This window comes from Massilia forsythiae (assembly GCF_012849555.1).
In the GTDB taxonomy this organism is placed as follows: domain Bacteria; phylum Pseudomonadota; class Gammaproteobacteria; order Burkholderiales; family Burkholderiaceae_D; genus Telluria; species Telluria forsythiae.
Map to the genome: position 1 here is coordinate 185,624 of NZ_CP051685.1, position 20,675 is coordinate 206,298.

The window sequence follows — 20,675 nt, forward strand, 5'->3', positions numbered from 1 at the left end:
GCTTGGGCCTATGCCGCCGCTCCGCTTGCCGATCCTGCCTCGTTGTTCAGCTTGCATTCGATTTGCCCTCGCCCAGCTGGCAAGTGCCGGCGCGGCATATGGCGCCGGGGTCGGGCAGGAAGCGGCAGTCCGACATCATGCCCGAGGCCTGGTTCTCGGCTTGCCGCTGCGCCTTGTAGCGCTCTGCCAGCGCCCCCAGTTCGCTTTCCTTGGTGGACCGGGTGGACCATGCCAGGTAACTCTCCGGCCCGCCGCAGGCCTTGGCGCCCAGCGGCATGCTGCGGCACTCGGCATCGCTGGCGCAGGATGCGGTGCCGACCAGGGACTGGATGCGCGCGCGCGTGGCGCCGGCAGGTGCCGGGTCGGCGCCGCGCACCGGCTTGGCGGAGGGGGCGGTCTGGGGCGGCGTCTGCGCCTGGCTGCTGCAGGCCGCGCAGGCGGCCAGCACGACGAGAACGGCTTGATAGTGCAAAAGTTTTCGCATAAAAATCTCCAGAGTAAACACGTGTGCGGGATCTTTCTGGTATTTCCAGCGAAGTATAGCGATGAGCGGTATCTTTCGCGCGACGGTAGAGAAAAATTGGAATGTTGCTTGTAGGACGTTTCCCACAGGATATTTCCCTACATCATCTTTTATCTTCGCTCATTTAGTTCCGAAAAACTTCATAAATCTCAATCTTAATCGTAAGCAAATGAAAAATAATTGATTGCAGGAAAAATTCCGGGACTACAATGAGCTCATCAACGAACCCAGCCTTCCCGGACTTGACATGACTTCCTCGATCTTGCGCACCGCCACCTTCCGCACCGTTTTCGCCTTCGGCCTGGCCGCCATGCTGGGCGCCTGCGGCGGCAATCCCCAGGACGTCCAGCCGCTGCAAAGCGCGGCCTCGGTGCAGAGCGCCGCTACCGGCGGTGCCGCCGTCGCCGTCGCACTCCCGGCCGTCGACCCGGCCGCCATGCCGGCGCCGGATTGCGCCGCCGACAACTGCCGCGGCCTGCGCATCATCGACGCCAACGCCGAAGCCTTCCGCTACGATGCGATGCGCCGCGCCGCGTTCGACTCCGGCAATCCGCAGTCCTGAGCGCGGCCCGCGCCCGCGAGCGCCTACGCTTCCAGCAGACGCAATTCCATGCAGCGCGCCAGCGCATGCGCCCGGTTGCTGACGCCGAGCGCGCGGTAGATGCGCTGCAGATGGTTCTTCACCGTCAGCGCGCTGATCCCCAGGATCTGGCCCATCTCGCCGTTGCTCTTTCCTTCGCGCAGCCAGCCGACGATCTCGGTCTCGCGCGCGCTCAGCGCCCGCGCCGGCGCCGTCCCTTGCCGCTCCTGCGGCAGGCGCATCAGCGCCAGGTGCAGGTGCGGCAGCAGGCATTCGAGGAAGTGGGCATGGCGTGCGCTCGGCCGCATCGGCAGGCCGAACAGCACGAATACGCTGGCACCCTCCAGCGTCTGCCCGGTGCCGTGCACCAGCACGCTGTCGAAACCGAGCGCATCCAGTTCGGCGTGGAACGTGCGCAGGATGCCGTCCGGCGCGCCCGCGCCGCGCTGCTCGCCGCCATCCAGCAGCGCCGGCAGGCGCGCGCCCAGCATGCAGTGGCGCGCGATGCGCAGCGCCAGGCCGTCGCGCCGCCCGGCCAGCGCCGCCAGCGCGCTTGGGGCCAGCACGGTGCCGTGCACGCATTCGATGCGCAGCAAGGCGCCGCCCGGCGCGAAGCGCATGCAGGCCAGCACGCGGTGCGGCAGCAGCGCCTGCAATTGTCCCTGCGTCCACAGAAAGAACTGGCGCGCACTGGCCACGCGCAGGCCGGACTCGATCGCGCGCAGCAGGTATTCCTGCTCCAAGCGGCTGAGGATGACGACCGCTTCCATGGGCCTGCCGCTGCTGCGCCGCCTCAGGCGGCCGCGTTCCAGGCCACGAAACGGTAGCCGGTGCCGCGCACGGTCTCGATGTGCTCCTGGTGGCCGCTCGGCTGCAGGGCGTTGCGCAGGCGTCCGACGTGGGCGTCGACCGTGCGCTCGTCCAGCACGGCGTGGCTGCCCCACACCTTGTCGAGCAACTGGGAACGCGTGTGCACCCGCTCGGGATGGTGCATCAGGAAGTTCAGCAAGCGGAATTCGACCGGCCCCAGGGACACCCGGTGCGCACCGGCGATCACGCGCTGGGTGCCCGGATCGAGGCGCAGGCCGGCCATCTGCACCGTGTCGGCGGAAAAGTGCGGCATGCGCCGGCGCAGCACGGCCCCCATGCGCGCCAGCAGTTCGCGCGGGTTGAAGGGCTTGGTGAGATAGTCGTCGGCGCCCGACTCCAGCGCCATGATCTTATCGTGCTCGCCCGTGCGCGCCGCCACCATGATGATCGGCAAGTCGCGCGTGGCCGGCTGCGCGCGCAGGCGCCGGATCAGCGCTTCCCCGGATTGGCCCGGCAAGTCCCACTCCAGCAGCAGCATGTCGGGCAGGCGGTCGTCGGCCAGCACCAGCGCCGATTCGGCGTCGCGGCAGCTGACGGCGTCATGGCCGGCATTGGTGAGGTTCAGTTCCAGCAGCCGGCGGATGGCCGGATCGGGATCGACCACGAGGATGTGTGCGGTCATGCAATTCCTAAGCGGATGGAGCTGGTACGTCCAACATTTTCATATCTTCACGACAACCGGATTTTAATATGCAGGATGCACGGCCGACTGAACAATATGATTTCGTTTAGGGATTCAGAGCTTTCACGAATAAATCGCCACGACGCGCGGCGCCTAGGGGCATGCGGCTTGCGTGGGGGTGCAGGGCTTACAACGGGATGCGCGGCGGTCGACGCCGGTCGTGGTGAAAAGGATACAAAGTGTGAGTATTCACCGGCCGCGAGTGCGGCCGGCGATGCGGCGCTGCAGGCGCGCAACGCGCCCGAGCGCAGCGAGGCGGGCCGGCGCGATGCCGCCCCGCCCTCCCGGTCACGCGCTCAGGCGCGGCGGCGGCGCATACAACCCAGCAGGCCGGCGCCGCCCGCCAGCAACGCCCAGCTGGCCGGTTCCGGCACGTCCGCCGCCGGCTGCGCCTGCACGCTGGCGAAGGCATTGTTCGGCGCCACCACGTCGGCCATGCCCGGCTGCAGGTCGATCTGCACCAGGTTGCCCTGCAGGCCGAGGAAGGTCTGCATGTCGCTGCCGTACAGCGCGCTGTAGAAGGTGGTGCCGCTGCCGCTGCCACTGGTGTCGAAGCTGACGTCGAAGCTGAACAGGCCGCCCAGCACGATGCCCTGGAACAGGTCGTTGTAGCTGGTGCCGTTCATCAGCACGACGCTGGCGCCGACCGAACCGCTGCTGGCGCCGTTGGTTTCGGTGTAGCTGCCGAAGTTGCCGCTGAAATTGTTCAGGGTCGCGGTCACCGGCGCCGCGCCCGTCAGCGCGCCCAGGGCCAGGTCGATGTAGGCGGTGCCGCTGCCCAGCGTCGAGGTGTCGATCGACACGTGGTAGGTCGGGCCGGCGAAGGCGGCGCCGGCGCCGCTCGCCAGCGCCAGTGCCAGCAGCGACTTGGACAGCATCGGGGTGAAGATGGATTTAATGGTCGACATGTTATTTTCCTTCGGTTAGAACGAGCCGCTGGTCAGCACCGGCTTGTAGCCGATCGAGACCTTGTTCGGATTCGAGAACGTGGTGGTGACGCTGATGCTGGCGCCCGGGGCCAGCGAAGTCACCGGCAGGGTCATGTAGGGCACGCCGTTGCGCACGCCGCTGGCATTGTCGAGCGCCACACCGGCGCTCAGGCCGTCCAGGCTGAACTGCAGCGGGCCGGCAAGCGCGGCATTGCTGCTGTTGGTGAAGGTCACGGTGCCGCTGTACTTGCCGGTGCCGCGGTTCAGGATCACGCCGGATTGTGCGATCTTCACGTTGGCGGTCACGTCGGCGGTGGCGCCGACCAGGTTGAGGCTGACGATCACCGGATCGTGGTCGGAGGCGCGGAACGCGTTGTTGACGTACGGATCGTCGGCGGTGTCGCCCAGGTTGTAGTCGATCGCCTCCGGTTCGTCGGCGTTGTTGTGCCACTCGGTCACGCCGGCCACCTGGCCGTCCAGCGCCGCGCTGGCCAGCGCGTGGTCGAGGTAGCCGCTCATGCCGTCGAACACGTACGAATACGGAATGCCGTTCGGACGCACGAAGCGCTCCAGCTCGTTGACCATGCCCTTGTCGGTCAGGAAGGCGATCGGGTCTTCGTGGCCGTAGGAATTGAAGTCGCCCACCGCCAGCACCTTGGCGTCGCCGGCGCTCGCCGTCACCTGCGGGATGAAGTAGTTCCACAGGCGCTGCGCCTGCTGCACGCGGGTGGCGTTCCAGCAGCCCTGGCCGTCGCCGCTGTCGCTGTCGCCGGTGCCGGCGCCGCCGCAGCTCCCCTTCGATTTCAGGTGGTTGACCACCAGCGAGAACTTGGCGCCGTTGGCGTTGACCTTGAAGGTCTGCGCCATCGGCGGACGGTTGTTGACCGCGTCGTTGTCGGACAGCGCGCCGCCCACCAGGGTCAGCACCGCCGGCTTGTAGATCATGGCGACGCGGATGGCGTCGGTGCCGGTGGCGGCCGGCTTCGGCACGTAGGCATAGGTGACGGCGCCGATCGACTTGTTCAGCTCGTCGACCAGGTAGGACACCGCGGTCTCGCCGTTGTTCTGGATCTCCATCAGGCCGACCGCGTCGGCGTTCATGGCCTTCAGCTCGCCCACGATCTTGTCGCGCTGGCGCACGAATTCGGCCAGATTGTCGGCGCCGCGGCAGTTGCTGGCGCGGGTGGTGCTGCCCAGGGTGCAGCCCTGGCCGGTGCGGCCCCAGGCGTCGGCGCCGTTGGTGAAGGTGGTGAAGAAGTTCAGCACGTTGGCGCTGGCCACCTTGACGTTGCCGGCCGCCACCTGCGGGGCCGCGTCGCGCGGATTGCTGCGGCTGAAGCTCGGGGTCTCGTTCGGCTGCAGCTTGTACCAGCCGCCGCCGCCGCCGATGGAGCCGAAGTCGAGCACGCCGACCAGGTCGGTGACGGTGTCGCCGGCGCGCACGGTGCTGTCCTGGAACAGGTAGGGGATGTGTTCCGGGGTGACGAAGATGTTGTCGTCCAGGATCACCAGGTTGTTGGCGTTGGCGGCAGCCAGCGCGATCGCGTCCGCGCTGCCGGCGCGGTAGCGGTTGGTCGGGGTCTCGCGGCGGCCGTTGGACAGCACCAGCTCGCCGCGGTCGCCCAGGTAGCCGTTGCCGTTCACGGTCAGCGGCTGGCTGAAGCGCACCAGCATGGCTTCGTAGCGGCTCAGGTCGTCGCCGCCGAGCACGATGTTGGTCGGGACGATGGCCGGGCCGGTGCCGAGCGTGGTCACCGCGGTGACGTCCTTGAACTCGGTGTACGAGCGCGGCGCGCCGCTCGGCGTGTACTCGACCACGGTGCCGGTCACGCGCACGCGGTCGCCCACGTTGGCGCTGGTGGTGGCGCCGAACACGTAGATGGCGTCCGAGGTGGTCGGGTCGCCGTCGCCGTTCGGGTCCTGGATGAAGAAGCCGCCGCTGAGTTTCTTGGTGATCACGCCGCTGGTGGTCTGGACCGTGTTGGCGTATGCGCTGGTGCGGCCGCTGCCCTGGATCTGCGGGATGGTGCGCTCGCCGGCCAATGCGACGTTGACCGTGCAGCTGGCGTCCTGGCCGTCGTTGTTGGCGAAGGTCACCACCACCGGGTAGTTGCCGGCCGGGACGCTGGCGCCCACCACCAGGTTGACGGTGGCGTTGGCGCCGTTGCCGGATGCCTGGACGAAATTGGCCAGACTGATGCCGGACACCGCGCCGCCGCTGATGACGGCGCTGTTGACGATGCTGTCCTGGTCGGTGGCGGCGAGCACGGCCTGGAAGGCGGTGCCCGGCGCGCCGGACATGGTGGCCGGGCAGTTCAGCACGATCGGCTGGGCCACCGGCGTGGTGGCGCCGCACTGGTTGCGCGCGCTGGCGCCGTTGCGCGGATTCGGGGTGCCGGTGGCGAAATCGGCCTTGTTGTCGTCGGTATCGGTACAGCCGCCGGCGGCGCGCAGCGCGGCCAGGGCGTTGCCCAGCGTCGGGGTCGGGCCGGTGCCTTCGTAGCCGTTGGCGGCGGAACCGAAGCCGACGAAATCGACCAGCGCGCTCGAGGTCGGGCTGGTGCCGCTGAGCAGGGTCTGGTTGCTGACCAGGGCCACCTTGCCGGCGGTGCCGCTCAGCGCCAGGGTACCGGTCGCGTCCGCCTGCGGCATGTCGGCGCCGTTGCCGGCGCCGGCGGCTTCCTGTACCAGGAAATACTGCCCCGGCTGCAGGGTGCCGGTCAGGCGCGTCTGCTGCCAGCTGGTGCCGGTGCTGGAAGCATACTGCACGCTCCAGCCGTCCAGGCTGACCGCGCTGCCGCTGCGGTTGAACAGCTCGATGAAATCGTTCTTGTGGGTCGCACCGCTGTTGCCGCCGCCGCCGTACACCTGGCTGATGACGACGGGGCCGGGAGCGGCCAGGGCCGAGGCGGAAAATGAAAGGCTGGCCACCAGTGCCGCGAGCACTGTCAGGCGCGCGGGGATGGGAGTCGATAGGCGGTAGGTCATGGTTGTCCTGGGAAGGTCAAGAAGCCGGGTTGTCGGTGAAGCACTTAACGGAAGGATGATAAATGCGCAAATTGACAACGTCATGACCGAGGATTAGGCCGAATGGATCAATCCGGATGCGGCGCCTGGCGGCGGTAAGGGGCGGCCAGCGGTTCGCCGATGAACAGTCCCTGTGCCGGCCAGGCCACGCTTTTCCAGTAGGCTTCGATCGCGCTGTCGCCCTGCAGGTAGTTCTTCAGCAAGACATTCGGGTTCGGGAACTTCTGCCAATGGTTGCAGGGTTCGCTCACGGTGCCGTAGCTGGCGGTGGCGCCCGCCTCCAGCCAGCGCAGGCTGCTCATCTGCCCGGCGCCCAGCAGGTCGCCGCCGAGCGAGGTCAGGTGGTCGGCCAGCGCGCCCGGCAGGAAACCCAGGGTGTCCAGCTTGGGCACCTCGGCCATGCCGGTCTGGTAGACGATGATGTCCCTGGCGCCCTCCAGCGCATCGGCCTGCAGGGTGCGGATCGCCAGGCGGCGCGCGGCGATGCGGCCCGCCGGCGGAAAGAACGCGGCGCGCGAATTGCGCGCCTTTTCCGAGGTCGTCAGGTAATAGGCACTGGCCGGTGCCAGGCGGAAACCGGCGCCGACGCCGCGGTCGATCAGGTCCCTCGCCTGCGCCACCGATTCGGTCGGCAACAGCATCGACAGGCGCATGCGGAAGTCGCCGTACGGGCGCGCCGGGGCGGCGGCGTTGAAGTACGGACTCGCATGGCCGGCGGCGCAGGTGCTGGCGCATTGCCCGGCGTCGAAGCCGAGTGTGTAGGCGCCGGTGATGGCGTTGCATTCGACCCGGTAGGGCGCGGTCCAGACCATCAGCACCGCTTGTATCTGCGGCCCCAGGCGCGCGTCGATCTGTTCCTTCAGGCGGGCGAAGCGCTGCGCGTCGAGTTCGTGCGGCTTGCCGGGAATGCGTACGTGGACCACGTTGGCGACGGGGATGGCGCGCCGGCGGCGGTAGTACTCCCCCACCGCGACGCTGTTCGGCTCGGCATCGTTGACGACGAGCGCCAGCTGCGCCGGCTGCAGGCCGGGACCGGCGACGGCGATCGGCGTGGAATACAGGACGAGCAGCATGGCGGACAGGCGGCGCAGGCAGGTCGGCAAACGGGTCGGCGGATGGGGCGTCATGGGCTCGGCGGTGGACGGAGCGGGATCGGAAGCGGCGCAACGGGAGCAAGTGCGCGAGTGCGCCTCGAACCCATCTTGCCACAAGCGGCCCTTGCCGTAACCCGCCGGCCGCACGGGCCGCTACGCCCTGCATGTGCGCTTGCGGCCCGTCAGGCCGAACCAGCCCAGCGCGCCGATGCCGAGCAACAGCATCGCGTCGCCGCCCGGCTCCGGCACCGGCGAGATCGCGAAGATTTCCATCGCGTCGATGCGCACGGTCTGGCCGCGCAGGCTGCGGTCGACGATGCTGGCGCTCTCGTCGGCCGGGTTGCCGTAGCTGAGCTGCCAGGACAGCGCGGTATCCAGGCGGTCGTTGACGAACAGGTCGGGACCGGAACCGAACACCGGGCCGAAGTCGGTGTCGTTGAAGGTCTGGCGCCGGCCCTGGCTGGGCAGGATGTAGGTAGACGGGATCTGGCGGTACACCGCCGGCCGGGTGAAGTTGAACAGGAAGGCGGTGCGCTGCCAGTCGCGCTCGGTCTCGTGCCAGCCTTCGTCGGATGCCCAGCTTTGCGGGTTGTAGCCGCCCACCAGGTATTGCGCGCCGGCGGCGTTGGTCACTTCGAGCAGGGTGAAGGTGGCGCCCTTGCCGTCGGCGCCGGCGTGGAAGTCGGCCGAGGTGTCGCCGGCCCGCAGCGTGTACACGTTGTCGAGGTTGAACTCGCCGGCGCCGAGCCAGCGTTCCAGCTGGGCCTGCCTGCCGTCGTCCAGCAGCGCGGAGCCGCCGGTGACGTCGCCCGCGACCGCCGGCGCCGCCGCCATGGCGCCAGCCGCCATCCCGAGCGCCGCAATGATCGTCTTCATGAGATGCCCCCGATGAGTGATCGACGAGGCATTGTATGCCGCACCGGTGGCCGCCTTCGCACGCTACGCATGAGCAAGAGCACCCGGGAATCTCTCATGAAAAAAGCCAGCCGTCTCCGCCGCGCAAGGCGGCGAACACGGCTGGCTCGCCGGAACCGCGCCGGCGGTTCCGAGGCTGCCGACGCGCTTACGCGCGCTGGTAGATGTCCTCGAAGCGCACGATGTCGTCCTCGCCCAGGTAGCTGCCCGACTGCACCTCGATCAGGTGCAGCGGCAGCTTGCCCGGGTTTTCCAGGCGGTGCGTGGTACCCAGCGGAATATAGGTCGACTCGTTCTCGGCCAGCAGCGTGACCTTGTCGCCGCAGGTGACGCGCGCGGTGCCCGACACCACGATCCAGTGCTCGGCGCGGTGGTGGTGCATCTGCAGCGACAGCTTCTCGCCCGGCTTGACGGTGATGCGCTTGACCTGGAAGCGGTCGCCGTGGTCGATGCCTTCGTACGAACCCCACGGGCGGTACACGCGCGTGTGGTGCAGGTGCTCGGTGCGCTCCTGTACCTTCAGGTGCTCGACCACGTTCTTGACGCGCTGGACCTGGTCCTTGTGGGCGACCAGCACCGCATCCTGGGTCTCGACCACCACCAGGTCCTGCACGCCGACCACGGCCACGATGCGGCTCTCGGCGCGCACCAGCGTGTTGCTGGTGTTGTCCAGGTAGACGTCGCCGCGCTGCACGTTGCCGTTGGCGTCGCGCTGCTGCACGTCGGCCAGCGCCGACCACGAACCGACGTCGCTCCAGCCGATGTCGGCAGACACCACGACGCCGTCGCGGGTGTGTTCCATCACCGCGTAGTCGATCGAATCCGACGGGCTGGCGCCGAAGGCGGCTTCGTCCAGGCGGCAGAAGTCGAGGTCGCGGTAGGCGTCGGCCACCGCGTTGGCGGCGGCGGAAGCGATCGCCGGCGCGTGCGCGCCGATCTCGTCGAGGAAGCGGTCGGCGCGGAACATGAACATGCCGCTGTTCCAGTAATAGCCGCCGTCGGTGACGAAGCCCTTGGCGGTGTCGGTGTCCGGCTTCTCGACGAAGCGCTCGATGCGGTAGCAATCGTCGCAGCCCGGCAGCGGCTCGCCGCGGCGGATGTAGCCGTAGCCGGTCTCGGGCGCGGTCGGCACCACGCCGAAGGTGGCCAGCGAACCGTCCTGCACCAGGGCGGCGGCGCGCTCGACCGCCATGCGGAAGGCTTCGTTCTTCTCGATCACGTGGTCGGCCGGCAGCACCAGCATGACCGCGTCCGGATCCTGCGCCTTCAGGAACTGGGCGGCGGCGGCCACCGCCGGGGCGGTATTGCGACCGGACGGTTCCAGCATGATGGCGTGCGGCGTGATGCCGACATCGCGCAGCTGCTCGGCCACCAGGAAGCGATGATCGTTGCCGCACACCACCAGCGGCGCCATCAACCCTGGCCAGCCGCGTACGCGCAAGGCGGTTTCCTGCAGCATGGTCTTGTCGGTCACCAGCGGCAGCAGCTGCTTGGGCAGGACTGCGCGCGACAGGGGCCACAGACGGGTCCCGGCACCGCCGGAGAGGATGACTGGGTAAATTTTCATGCGCTAACTTTCTCTAAGGTGGTATCGGTATCTTGGGCGACTTCTTTGCGGCGGGTACGGCGGCGGTCGCGCGCGTTGCGCCATTCGTCGGAGCTGTATTCGGAGGAGTGCTTCATCTCGCCGCTGCGGTCGATGCTGTAGTCCTTGAACACGATGGTCTCGTGCAGCGTGACGTCGTTCAGCACACGAGTGTACTCGAAAAGCACGCTGCGGATGATCTCGGCGCCCTCGCAGATGTGGCTGCCGTGGCCGATCCAGGTCGGGCCGATGATGGTCGAGCCGGCTTCGATCTTGACGCCCGAACCGATGTAGACCGGACCCTGGATGGTGGTGCCTTCCCAGTCGATGCTGGTGTTCAGGCCGGTCCACAGGCCGGGCTGGATCTGGATGCCGGGCACCTTCATGTGGCTGACTTCGCCGGTCAGCACGTTCTGCAGCACTTCCCAGTAATCGCTGACGCTGCCGATATCAAGCCAGTTGAACGGGCGCGCCTGGGCATAGAACGGCATGCCCTTTTCCGCCAGCAGCGGGAATAGCTGCGAGCCGATGTCGAATTCCACGCCCGACGGGATCAGGTCGATGACTTCCGGTTCGAAGATGTAGATACCGGTGCTGATGTAGTTCGACAGCGCCTCTTCCTGCTTCGGCTTTTCCTGGAACTGGGTGATGCGGCCGTTCTGGTCGGTGACTACCACGCCATAGCTGGAGACCTTGTCCCACGGCACTTCGCGGGTGATGACCGAGGCCATCGCACCCTTGCGGCGGTGTTCCAGCAAGGCTGCCTTCAGGTCGAGGTCGATCAGGGCGTCGCCGCACAGCACGATCGTGGTGTCGTCGAAGAAGCCGCCGAATTCCTGGATCTTCTTCATGCCGCCGGCCGAGCCGATCGGCACCGCCACCACTTCGCCGTCTTCCTTGGTGTAGCCCTCGAAGGAATAGCCGATCTGGACGCCGAACTGCTCGCCTTCGCCGAAATAGTCCTCGATCTTTTCATGCAGGTGGCTGACGTTGACCATGATCTCGGTCACGCCGTTCTTGGCCAGGTGCTCGATCAGGTAAGCCATCACCGGCTTGCCCAGCACCGGGATCATCGGCTTGGGCAGGTCGTAGGTCAATGGCCGGACACGGGTGCCCTTGCCTGCCGCGAGAATCATTGCTTTCATGCTTGCTTCCTTAAAGTCATTTTTGGGTAGTCTGGTAGCGCCAGGAATCGGCGCACATCTGGGCGATGCCGCGCTCGGCGCTCCAGCCGAGCTCCTCGCGGGCGCGGGTCGGGTCGGCATAGCACTTGGCGATGTCGCCGGGGCGGCGATCGACGATCTGGTAGGGAATCGGCTTGCCGCACGCTTTTTCGAAGGCGTGCACCATTTCCAGCACGCTGTTGCCGTTGCCGGTGCCGAGGTTGTAGGTGACCAGGCCGGCGCCCTGCGCCAGCTTGTCCAGGGTCTTGACGTGGCCCAGCGCCAGGTCGACCACGTGGATGTAGTCGCGCTCGCCGGTGCCGTCCGCGGTCGGGTAGTCGCCGCCGTAGACCGACAGCTTTTCGCGCTGGCCGTTGGCGACCTGCGCGATGTACGGGACCAGGTTGTTGGGGATGCCGTTCGGCTCTTCGCCGATCAGGCCGCTTTCATGGGCGCCCACCGGGTTGAAGTAGCGCAGCAGCGCGATGTGCCAGTCCGGCTCGGCCTTGATCAGGTCGCGCAGGATGTCCTCGATCATCAGCTTGCTGCGGCCGTAGGGATTGGTGGCCGACAGCGGGAAATCCTCGCGGATCGGCACCGAGGCCGGGTCGCCGTACACGGTGGCCGAGGACGAGAACACCAGCGTCTTGCAGCCGGCCTTGGCCATGGTCTCGAACAGCGCCACGCTGCCGTAGACGTTGTTGTCGTAGTAGCGCAGCGGCTGCGCCACCGATTCGCCGACCGCCTTCAGGCCGGCGAAGTGGATCACGGCGTCGATCTTGTGGGCGCCGAAGGCCGCTTCCAGCGCGCTGCGGTCGCGGATGTCGCCTTCGATGAAGTCGAACGGCTTGCCGCTGATGCGTTGCACGCGCTCCTGCACCGAGGCGGCGGCGTTCGACAAGTTGTCGAACGCGACCACGTCGTGGCCCGCGTTCTGCAGTTCCACCACGGTATGGGAACCGATGTATCCCATGCCGCCAGTCACCAGAATTTTCATGAATGCTCTTCTTTCCTTGATATGGATGTTTGGTATTGCATTGCGTCGCCGGCTGCCATGCCGGCCTCTTGTTTTTATTCAGTGCTCATCAGTTCTACTTGGCAAATTGCTACGATCATAGCATTGTTGTCGTGCTGCACGTGTTTCGATTCGTGCGCGGGTCCGGGTGCCGGATCAACGCCGCGCCGCCTCCTTGATCAACAGCCAGAAGAAGGCCATGTCGTCGATGAAATAGCGACGGAACATGCGCCGCGGTTCCTGCAAGAAGCGGTAGAACCACTCCAGGCCGGCGCGCTGCATCCAGCGCGGCGCCCGGCGCACGCGCCCGATCGCCACGTCGAAGGTGCCGCCCACGCCCATCGCGAACGGCACCCGCATCTCGGCCTGCCAGCGGCCCAGGAACTGTTCCTTCTTGGGCGAGCTGATGGCGACGAACAGCAGGTCGGGCCGGGCCGCGCGGATCTGCGCCGCCACCTCGGCCTCTTCCTGCTCGCCGCGCCAGTAGCCGTTGCGCCAGCCGGCCAGCGCCAGGTTCGGATGGCGGCGCCGGTAGGTGGCCGCCACCGCGCCCACCACCTCCTCGCGCGCACCCAGCAGGAACACGCGCCAGCCGCGCTCGGCGGCGCGCGCCATCAGCGCCTCGAACAGGTCGACCCCGGCGACGCGCTCCTTGAGCGGCTTGCCGAGCAGGCGCGCCGCCCACACCACCGGCATGCCGTCGACGTTCACCAGCGCGCAGTCGTTGATGATGCGGCGCAGCTCCGGATCGCGGCTGGCCTTCACCAGCTTGTCGACGTTCACCACCACGTGCTGGTGCGGCGCGCCGCTGGCGATGAACGTTTCCACTTTTTGCAGCGTCTCTTCCATCGACAGGTTGTCGATGGCGCAGCCCATCATCTCGATGCGCGCGCTCATGCCGGCGCTCCCGCCTCCGGCGCTTCTGCTGGCGGGGCTTCTGCTGGCGGGGCTTCTGCTGGCGGAGTTTCTGCTGACGGGGCTTCTGCTGGCGGCAAGTCCGCCGCCGGCACCTGCGCCACCTTGCCGGTCATCTCGCGCACCAGCACCGCCACGATGCGCTCGGCCGCGCGGCCGTCCCACAAATGCGGCCGGCGCCCGCGCTTGCCCTCGCCGCGCAGGACGCTGCGCGCCGCGCCCACGATCGCCGCCGGATCGGTGCCGGCCAGCACGTTCGATCCCTCGTCGACCGTCACCGGACGCTCGGTGTTCTCGCGGATCGTCACGCACGGCACGCCCAGCGCGGTGGTCTCTTCCTGCAGTCCGCCGCTGTCGGTCAGCACCAGCGCGGCATCCTTCCACAGGTCGAGGAAGGCCATGTAGCCCTGCGGACCGGCCAGGGTCACGCCCGGGCCCAGGTCGATGCCGGCCTGTTCCAGGGCGGCGCGGGTGCGCGGGTGCAGCGGGAAGATCAGCGGCAGTTCGCGCGCCACCTCGCGCAGGGCGCCGCCGATGCGCGCGAACGCGGCCGCGTCGTCGACGTTGCCCGGACGGTGCAGCGTGACCACGCCGTAGCGGCGGCCGGCCGCGCCATGGGCATCCTTCCAGGCGGCGGTCTCGAAGCCGGAGCGGTCCGCATCGGCCAGCCGGTCGGCCTGGTACAGCACGTTGTCGACCATCACATGGCCGACGTAATGGATGCGCTTCTCCGGCTTGCCTTCGCGCCGCAGGTGCTGCAGCGCCGCCGGCTCGGTCACGAAGAACCAGTCCGCGATGCTGTCGGTGACGAGGCGGTTGATCTCCTCGGGCATGCGCATGTCGAAGCTGCGCAGGCCGGCCTCGACGTGGGCGACCGGGACGTTCATCTTCTTGGCGACGATCGCGCAGGCCAGCGTGGAATTCACGTCGCCCACCACCAGCACGGCGTCGGGGCGTTCGGCGGCGCACAACTCCTCGTAGCCGACCATGATGCGCGCGGTCTGTTGGGCATGGGTGCCGCCGCCCCCGGCCAGGGATATATCCGGCGGCGGAATGCCGAGCTCCTCGAAGAACACGTGGTTCATGTCGCGGTCGTAGTGCTGCCCGGTATGGACGATCTTGTACGACAATGCATCCTGCGCCCGCAGCGCGCGCACGATCGGTGCGATCTTCATGAAGTTGGGCCGCGCGCCTGCAATCAGATGGATCAGCATGAACACCCTTTCCGGAAATCAAGCTTGGCTGCGGGAATGTCACTACCGGGCGCGGCGCAGCGGACACGCCCGCGTATGGCAACGCTGCGGCGACGACATCATGACGGCCTCGGCGCATCCTCCTGTACCGGATCCTGCAAGAAGCCGATTGTAAACCTGCACTCGACCGGCACGGCGGACGATACGGTGCTGATCTTGAGCACGTCGCACGGCTGCCTGCTTTCGTAATTGCGCGAATACCAGCCGAGCGGCGGGTTCTCGTTGGCGCGCACCAGTTCCAGGCTGAGGTCGGCGCCGTGGACGTGCATCTGCAGGGCGAAGCGCTTGCCGCGCACGTGCAGGCCGGAACTGTCCAGGCGCACGCTCAGGCCCGGCGCGAAGTGCCAGAACAGCTCGACCTGGTGCGGCTTCCTGGCGGCGATTTCGTCGCGCACCACCAGCGTCGAGGTGGCGGCGTCGAAGCGCACGCTGCGCATGTGGCGCACCGGGTCGGACAGGCGGCCGTAGCCGTCGTGCGAGCCGCGGAAGTCGAACTCGTGCGGCGATTGCGGCATGCGCTCGATCGCCGCTACCGCCTTTTTCAGCCACATGAAGCGGCCGCCCGACAGCGACTGGTCGACACCGTCGATGCGCACCGTGTTGTGGGCCGAGGTGCCGCGGAAGTAATTGCGCCACTTGCTGTCCTGCCAATAGGAATAGGTGCCGGGATCGACCAGGCATTCCTCGCCGCCCAGCGACAGGTTCAGCGCCAGCGCATCGGCATGGCCGTGGGCGGCGATGCCGAGGTAGCCGAGCGGGCCGCAATCGACCATGCCCTTGATCTCGTCGGCCTCGCCGAAGTGCGCGCCGAACAGCAGGTAGCCGCCGTCCGGGAAGGCCCAGCCGGTATCCGATTCGTGCGGGTCGGCCTCGGGACGGCGGCCCGGCAGCGCGTGCAGCAGCCAGCGCACCCCGGTGTGGCCCGGCGCCACGCGGCGCAGCACGGCGTCGCCCAGCGCCAGCAGCTGGGCGGCGCGGTCGCTGCCGGCTTCGTCCAGGCGGAAGGCGATGCCGTCGTCGGCGTCGCCCACCATCGGCACGTTGCCGCCGACGTCGCGCACCGAGCGCAGGAAGCGCAGGCCGCGCTGCAGCCCGGTCCAGTAGGCGCGCGAGAACGGATCGCCCGCCGCCTGCCCGGCCAGGCCGGCCACGAACAGGCATTCGGACGAGAACACGTGGTAGCCGAAGGCCTGTTCGCGGTTCACGCCGTCGCGCGAGAACTGGGCCTGCACTTCGTGCTCGAGTTCCTTGCGCGCCTGTTCCTGCCAGGCGCCGGACGCCTTCCAGCACGGCCACACCGAGGCGCCGACGTACAGCCCGGCCAGTTCGCCGATCAGGTGGTTGTTGGCCGACGAGTGGCGCGACAGGTGGCGCGCGATGGTGCTGCAGTGGGCGTGGATCGAGGCCATCCAGTCGGCCTGCAGGCGCTTGCCCTCCTCGCCGGCGAACAGGCCGCTGTTCTCGCCGCCAATAAATTGCCACACCAGCGCCCAGTTGATCAGGCGGATGCCCAGTTCGAGCGAGCTGGTCCAGTTGGGGCCGACCAGCGGCGGACACTGGTCGAGCCAGCTGCGCAGCTGGCGCTGCAGCGCGTGCAGCCAGGCCACGTCGCCCGTCACGGCCCAGGCCTGCGCCAGGCGCACCAGGTGCAGGTGGCGGTTCAGTTCCCACACGTGCTTGATGTCGCCGACCTGCTCGCGGTCGCCGATGGCGATGTCGCCGGCATAGATCGACGGGCCGACGACGCCGCTGTCCGGATCGCGGTTCCACACCGGCGGCGTGCCGACGTCGAAGCGGCGCGCGGCGAACAGCACCACATGGCCGGCGCAGATGCTGTCGGCGTCGGCCAGCAGCGCCTCGCGTTCGGCCGGGGTCAGGACCGGCACCTGCGTCATGTCGCGGTTGACGTTGAAGAAACGCGGACGCGGCAGCGGCGGCGCGGCCCGGCCGGGCATCCGCTTCGCCATTCCCCTGGCCGCCGCCTGCTGGATGCGGTAGCCGACTTCGGCCACCGACATGCAGCGCAATCGGTTCACCAGCCAGACCATGCCAGTCGCTTCGCTCATCGTCGTGTCCCTGCGAGTTCACGGTAGAGTGCGGAGAGCCGTCCGCACACCACCTCGGTTGAATAATGCGCTGCGACGGTTGCGCGTGCACGCCGTCCCAGGCGCGCGCGCAGGGCGGCGTCGCCCAGCGCGCTTGCCAGCGCCGCCGCCAGCGCGTCGACGTCGCCCGGCGCCACCAGCAAGCCGTTGTCGCCGTCGCGCAGCGCTTCCGGCACCGCGCCGACACGGCTGGCCACCACCGCTCGGCCCGCCGCCATCGCCTCCAGCATCGCCATCGGCAAGCCTTCCGCATGGGAAGGCAGGCAGAACAGGCCGGCGCGCGCCAGTTCGGCATCGCGCGCGCCAGGGCCGAGCCAGCCCGGCAGCTCGATGCGGCCGAGCATGCGGAGTTCGCCGGCGCGGCGGCGCAGCGCGGCCAGCGCGTCTTCATCGCCGGCGCCGGCGAACACCAGGCGCAGCGCCGGAAACGCCGGCGCCAGCCGCGCGCCCGCCGCCAGCAGCTCGAACACGCCCTTGGCGGCTTCGATACGGCCCAGGAACAGGATGCGCTGCGGGTCCGGCGCCGGCTCCGGCGCCGCCGGCAGCGCCACCGGATTCGGCACCACCACCGTGCGCGCCGCCGGTGCGAACTCGCGCACGAATCCGGCCCAGCCTTCCGACAGCGTGACCACCGCCGAACTGCGCTCCAGCGTGTGGCGGATCCAGCGCCGCTGCAGGCTGCCCGCCTCTTCGGTGGCGAAACGGCGAAAGCCGCCGCCGTGCAGGTGGAACACCGTGCGGCAGCCGGCCAGGCGCGCCACCAGCAGCAGCGCGGCCTTGCGCGCGAAGCTCGCATGCGAGGCGGCGTGCACGTGCACCACGGCCGGGCGCTGCGCCAGGCACAGCCAGGCGCAGCGGCCCAGGCCGGCCAGCGCGTACCTGGCCTTGGCGGCGTGCCCGCCGTCGGCGTGGGTCGCCACGTAGCGCACCCGTTCGCGTTCGAACAAGCCGTGGCGGCGCAGCACCGACACCACCGCCGCCACCCCGCCGCGCCCCTCCGGCGCCGTGCCGGCCATCAGCACGCGCGGCGGTGCGGCCCTCATGCGGCCACCCCGGCGGCCACCCCGGCGGGCTCGGACGATGCCACCCATTGCAACAAATGACACGTCTTTATTAAAGCGGCAATGTTTCGATCATACATCATGGCATTCCCCCGCTCGCGCACGCTTCACGGACCTGTTGCAATCGCAACGAATTCGAACTTGCCGTTCGGCCCGCGCGCGATCGCGTCCACGCGCTCCACCGACACCTCGACGCCGGGCACGCGCAACAGGAACTTGTCGACCAGTGCGCGCGCATCGCCTTCGCCGAAACCGTCGGCGACGACCACCCGCAGCACGAACTCGGCATTGCCGCGGTACACCACCTGGCCTTCGAGCAGGCGCCGCTCGTGCCCCTGGAAAATGCGGTCCAGGCGCGCGACCAGGCGCCCGTCCGGCAGCGTGACGATGCGCTCGCGCCGCCCCAGCACCGCCGCCACGGTCGGGAACACACGCCCGCACGGACAGGGCGCGGCGCCGTGGTCCGGCACCACGCTGTCGCCGGTGCGGTAGCGCACCAGCGCCATGGCGGCGTTGTTCAGCGTGGTGCCGACCAGTTCGCACGCATCTGCCTCGCCCTCCCCGGCGCCGAGCAGCGCCACGTCCGAATAATCGGTCAGCACGTGGTAGCGCCCGTGCTCGCAGGTGCCGATCGCGGCCACGCGCTCGGCCTGGCCGTACCAGTCGAACACGCGCACGCCGAAGCCGCGCTCGACCGCGGCGCGCACCGCCGGCTCGAGCGTCTCGGACGACGTCATCACGCCGCGCAGCGCCGCGCCCTGGTAGCGCCGCCCGGCCGCCTCCAGCCAGGCCGCCAGCGCCGCGATCGACGAGGGATAGGCGTGGATGACGACCGGATCGAAGCGTTCCAGGGCATCGATGTAGGCGCCGATGGTGTCGTTCGACAAGTGATACGAAGACATCATGAGCAGGTTGCCGACCCAGTCGCGGCACCAGTAGCGGCGGTCGCGCGGGCGCTCGGGGCAGACGATGTCGCCGCGGATCCAGGCGCGGCGCTGGCCGTGGCGCCAGCCGATCCAGCGCAGTTGGCGGTAAATGAATCCTTCCTCGCGCACCATGGTGCCGATCGATTGCACGATGCGCAGGGGCGAACCGGAGGTGCCGCTGGTGCGGATCGTGGTGCGCAGCCAGGAGCCGGGCCCGCGCGGGCGCACCAGGCGCTGCGGGTGGTCGCGCACTTCCTGCTTGGCGAGCAGGCCGGGCGCCGGCGGCGCCAGGTGCGCCAGGCGGGTGCCGTCGCCGCCGAGCGCCACGCCGATGGCGGCGGCGCGCCGGCGGCGGTAGGCGTAAAGCGCCGCCGCCGAGCGCTCGTTGGCGGCCAGCCGCGGGTATACGAACACGCGCCCCCAGACATTGCGCAGCAGTTCGCGCGCCAGCGAACGCAGCGAATGTTTCAGCGCATAGCCCCAGGCCGCCATGCTCATGCGTGCGCTCCCAGGACGGTGCGGTAGACCCGGGCGACTTCGCGGCCCAGGCTGGCATAGCTGCGCCGCCGCTCCACGTAGTCGCGGCCCTGCCGTGCGAAGCGCTGCGCCAGTGCGCGGTCGCCGAGCAGGCGCAGACAAGCCGCGGCGAAGGCGCCGGCCTCCATCGGCACGCACAGGCCGGCCCCGCTCTGCTCGATGACCTGGCGCTGGTCGGGAATGTCGTTGGCCACGCTGGGAATGCCGAGCGCCATGTACTCGACCAGCTTGGTCGGCGAGGAAACGTCGAACAGTTCCCCGCGCGGGATCGGCGAGAGTCCGACCTCGGCCCGCAGCGCATAGCCGAGCGCGGCGCGCTGCGGCAGCCAGCCGGTCAGCAGCACGTGCCGTTCGAGTCCGCGCGCCGCGATCTCGCCGCGCATCCACGTCATCTCGTCGCCCGATGGCGCATCGCCGGCGATCACCAGCAAGGCATCCGGCATGGCGGCGCGCAGTTCCTGCACCACGTCGAGCAGGAAACCGGAGCGGCGCGAACGGGCGATGCGGCCCAGGTATACCAGCACGCGGCGCCCGTCCAGGCGCGCATCGACGGCCGGCGCCAGCGCAGCGCGGTCGAACAGGTCGAGGTCGACGCCCATCGGCACCGCCGTCATGCGCGCCCGCTCGATGCCCCTGGCGGCCAGCCAGTCGGCCATGGCGTCGCTCTGGACGAACACATGGCGCGCGCCCGGCAGCACCATGCGGTAGAACACCAGCCTCGATGCCCAGGCGCGCCCGGCGTGGCAGGCCCAGGCCAGCCGGCCGCGCACATCGTGGCGGCGCAGCCCGACGTCATCGCGCCGCACGGCGAAACCCTCGACGATGGGAAACGACATCCAGTACAGGAAGGGCACCCCGAGCAGCGCCGCGGCAACACGGCCGAGCAGGCCGCCGGCGATCTTGTCGCGTACCTGGATGCAGCCGGGGTGCCGGCCACCGGGGTGCCGGCCACCGGAGCGCCGGCCGCCGGCAGCACGCAAGGCCTGCAGGGCGCGCAGCAGGCCGACCAGGTCCCACAGCGGCGCGCACACGCTGGCCAGCGGATGGCCCAGCGAGCCGGCCACGTGCATGCCGCCGGCCGGCCAGCGCGCCGCCACGCCGCCGCCCTCCCCCAAGCCACCCTGCCCGACCAGTTCGGTGGCGATGCCGTGGCGCGGCAGTTCCTTGCCGAACAAAGTGAACAGGTCGGCCCGGCCCGGCGGCAGCGGGTCGCGCACGATGTTCACGATGGTCAGCCAGGGAGCCGGGGCACCGGCGGCGCCCGGCGCGTCGTTGGCAGACGCGGGGGCAGAAGATGCGGGGGCAGAAGACGCGAGAGCAGAAGACGCGGCAGCGCAAGGCGCGGCGGCAGTGGACGGCGCGACGGCGGTCGGATCGTTGAGATGCGGCTGGCCAGGCATTGGAATCCTTGTGGAATCAACAATGAAGCGGCATCGATTCTAGCGTGGCCGACCGGCGCCGAAATTGCGTGAAACCCAAACAGCCGCGTTCTGAC

General features: G+C 68.9%; 17 protein-coding genes. 1 reads left to right on the forward strand and 16 read right to left on the reverse strand.

What is annotated here, in order from left to right:
* Positions 1–46: 46 nt before the first annotated feature.
* The gene (locus HH212_RS00855) at positions 47–484 is read right to left on the reverse strand and encodes a hypothetical protein (protein ID WP_169433665.1); all 438 of its coding nucleotides are present in this window, start codon (positions 482–484) and stop codon (positions 47–49) included.
* 286 nt (positions 485–770) lie between these two features.
* Here HH212_RS00855 and HH212_RS00860 point away from each other — a divergent pair, with 286 nt between their 5' ends.
* Positions 771–1,085 carry a hypothetical protein gene (locus tag HH212_RS00860; protein ID WP_169433666.1) on the forward strand — a complete coding sequence of 105 codons (315 nt, stop codon included), beginning with the start codon at positions 771–773 and terminating at the stop codon, positions 1,083–1,085.
* Positions 1,086–1,108: 23 nt separating this feature from the next.
* Here HH212_RS00860 and HH212_RS00865 read toward each other — a convergent pair whose 3' ends face one another.
* The 15 genes from HH212_RS00865 to HH212_RS00935 form a co-directional block, all read right to left on the reverse strand.
* Positions 1,109–1,873, reverse strand: a complete 765-nt coding sequence (locus HH212_RS00865; protein ID WP_169433667.1) for a LuxR C-terminal-related transcriptional regulator — start codon at positions 1,871–1,873, stop codon at positions 1,109–1,111.
* A 23-nt stretch (positions 1,874–1,896) separates the two neighbouring features.
* On the reverse strand, positions 1,897–2,595 hold the full coding sequence (locus HH212_RS00870) for a winged helix-turn-helix domain-containing protein (protein ID WP_169433668.1): 699 nt from the start codon (positions 2,593–2,595) through the stop codon (positions 1,897–1,899).
* A 356-nt stretch (positions 2,596–2,951) separates the two neighbouring features.
* The gene (locus HH212_RS00875) at positions 2,952–3,563 is read right to left on the reverse strand and encodes an NF038129 family PEP-CTERM protein (protein WP_169433669.1); all 612 of its coding nucleotides are present in this window, start codon (positions 3,561–3,563) and stop codon (positions 2,952–2,954) included.
* Positions 3,564–3,578: 15 nt separating this feature from the next.
* The gene (locus HH212_RS00880; RefSeq protein WP_169433670.1) at positions 3,579–6,572 is read right to left on the reverse strand and encodes an ExeM/NucH family extracellular endonuclease; all 2,994 of its coding nucleotides are present in this window, start codon (positions 6,570–6,572) and stop codon (positions 3,579–3,581) included.
* A 107-nt stretch (positions 6,573–6,679) separates the two neighbouring features.
* Positions 6,680–7,738 (reverse strand): TIGR03790 family protein, encoded by a 1,059-nt coding sequence (locus HH212_RS00885; RefSeq protein WP_370663903.1) that lies wholly within the window; start codon positions 7,736–7,738, stop codon positions 6,680–6,682.
* Between the two features lie 120 nt (positions 7,739–7,858).
* Positions 7,859–8,581 carry a PEP_CTERM-anchored TLD domain-containing protein gene (locus HH212_RS00890; protein ID WP_229217498.1) on the reverse strand — a complete coding sequence of 241 codons (723 nt, stop codon included), beginning with the start codon at positions 8,579–8,581 and terminating at the stop codon, positions 7,859–7,861.
* A gap of 187 nt (positions 8,582–8,768) precedes the next feature.
* Positions 8,769–10,187: a mannose-1-phosphate guanylyltransferase/mannose-6-phosphate isomerase gene (locus tag HH212_RS00895; RefSeq protein WP_169433671.1), complete on the reverse strand. Its 1,419-nt coding sequence runs from the start codon at positions 10,185–10,187 to the stop codon at positions 8,769–8,771.
* Positions 10,184–11,350: a nucleotidyltransferase family protein gene (locus HH212_RS00900; RefSeq protein WP_169433672.1), complete on the reverse strand. Its 1,167-nt coding sequence runs from the start codon at positions 11,348–11,350 to the stop codon at positions 10,184–10,186. The genes HH212_RS00895 and HH212_RS00900 overlap by 4 nt, the downstream gene beginning before the upstream one ends.
* 16 nt (positions 11,351–11,366) lie before the next feature.
* Positions 11,367–12,365: a UDP-glucose 4-epimerase GalE gene (gene galE, locus HH212_RS00905; RefSeq protein ID WP_169433673.1), complete on the reverse strand. Its 999-nt coding sequence runs from the start codon at positions 12,363–12,365 to the stop codon at positions 11,367–11,369.
* A gap of 174 nt (positions 12,366–12,539) precedes the next feature.
* Complete coding sequence (locus HH212_RS00910) at positions 12,540–13,280, reverse strand: WecB/TagA/CpsF family glycosyltransferase (RefSeq protein WP_169433674.1); 741 nt, start codon at positions 13,278–13,280, stop codon at positions 12,540–12,542.
* Positions 13,277–14,512, reverse strand: a complete 1,236-nt coding sequence (wecB, locus tag HH212_RS00915; RefSeq protein ID WP_169433675.1) for a non-hydrolyzing UDP-N-acetylglucosamine 2-epimerase — start codon at positions 14,510–14,512, stop codon at positions 13,277–13,279. Before wecB ends, HH212_RS00910 begins: the two co-directional genes overlap by 4 nt.
* Positions 14,513–14,610: 98 nt before the next feature.
* Positions 14,611–16,617: a heparinase II/III family protein gene (locus HH212_RS00920; protein ID WP_229217499.1), complete on the reverse strand. Its 2,007-nt coding sequence runs from the start codon at positions 16,615–16,617 to the stop codon at positions 14,611–14,613.
* On the reverse strand, positions 16,614–17,699 hold the full coding sequence (locus HH212_RS00925; RefSeq protein WP_229217500.1) for a glycosyltransferase family 4 protein: 1,086 nt from the start codon (positions 17,697–17,699) through the stop codon (positions 16,614–16,616). The genes HH212_RS00920 and HH212_RS00925 overlap by 4 nt, the downstream gene beginning before the upstream one ends.
* Before the next feature lie 125 nt (positions 17,700–17,824).
* Entirely contained in the window at positions 17,825–19,141 is a 1,317-nt protein-coding gene (locus tag HH212_RS00930; protein ID WP_229217501.1) for a phenylacetate--CoA ligase family protein, read from the reverse strand.
* Positions 19,138–20,406: a glycosyltransferase gene (locus HH212_RS00935; protein WP_229217502.1), complete on the reverse strand. Its 1,269-nt coding sequence runs from the start codon at positions 20,404–20,406 to the stop codon at positions 19,138–19,140. The genes HH212_RS00930 and HH212_RS00935 overlap by 4 nt, the downstream gene beginning before the upstream one ends.
* Between the last annotated feature and the right edge of the window lie 269 nt (positions 20,407–20,675).

Bases quoted from the DNA above. Each gene is read 5' to 3' on its own strand.
- wecB (WP_169433675.1), bottom strand. From the start codon at position 14,512: ATGCTGATCCATCTGATTGCAGGCGCGCGGCCCAACTTCATGAAGATC.
- HH212_RS00865 (WP_169433667.1), bottom strand. From the start codon at position 1,873: ATGGAAGCGGTCGTCATCCTCAGCCGCTTGGAGCAGGAATACCTGCTG.
- HH212_RS00870 (WP_169433668.1), bottom strand. From the start codon at position 2,595: ATGACCGCACACATCCTCGTGGTCGATCCCGATCCGGCCATCCGCCGG.
- HH212_RS00885 (WP_370663903.1), bottom strand. From the start codon at position 7,738: ATGACGCCCCATCCGCCGACCCGTTTGCCGACCTGCCTGCGCCGCCTG.
- HH212_RS00880 (WP_169433670.1), bottom strand. From the start codon at position 6,572: ATGACCTACCGCCTATCGACTCCCATCCCCGCGCGCCTGACAGTGCTC.
- galE (WP_169433673.1), bottom strand. From the start codon at position 12,365: ATGAAAATTCTGGTGACTGGCGGCATGGGATACATCGGTTCCCATACC.
- HH212_RS00910 (WP_169433674.1), bottom strand. From the start codon at position 13,280: ATGAGCGCGCGCATCGAGATGATGGGCTGCGCCATCGACAACCTGTCG.
- HH212_RS00895 (WP_169433671.1), bottom strand. From the start codon at position 10,187: ATGAAAATTTACCCAGTCATCCTCTCCGGCGGTGCCGGGACCCGTCTG.
- HH212_RS00930 (WP_229217501.1), bottom strand. From the start codon at position 19,141: ATGAGCATGGCGGCCTGGGGCTATGCGCTGAAACATTCGCTGCGTTCG.
- HH212_RS00890 (WP_229217498.1), bottom strand. From the start codon at position 8,581: ATGAAGACGATCATTGCGGCGCTCGGGATGGCGGCTGGCGCCATGGCG.
- HH212_RS00920 (WP_229217499.1), bottom strand. From the start codon at position 16,617: ATGAGCGAAGCGACTGGCATGGTCTGGCTGGTGAACCGATTGCGCTGC.
- HH212_RS00855 (WP_169433665.1), bottom strand. From the start codon at position 484: ATGCGAAAACTTTTGCACTATCAAGCCGTTCTCGTCGTGCTGGCCGCC.
- HH212_RS00925 (WP_229217500.1), bottom strand. From the start codon at position 17,699: ATGAGGGCCGCACCGCCGCGCGTGCTGATGGCCGGCACGGCGCCGGAG.
- HH212_RS00860 (WP_169433666.1), top strand. From the start codon at position 771: ATGACTTCCTCGATCTTGCGCACCGCCACCTTCCGCACCGTTTTCGCC.
- HH212_RS00900 (WP_169433672.1), bottom strand. From the start codon at position 11,350: ATGAAAGCAATGATTCTCGCGGCAGGCAAGGGCACCCGTGTCCGGCCA.
- HH212_RS00875 (WP_169433669.1), bottom strand. From the start codon at position 3,563: ATGTCGACCATTAAATCCATCTTCACCCCGATGCTGTCCAAGTCGCTG.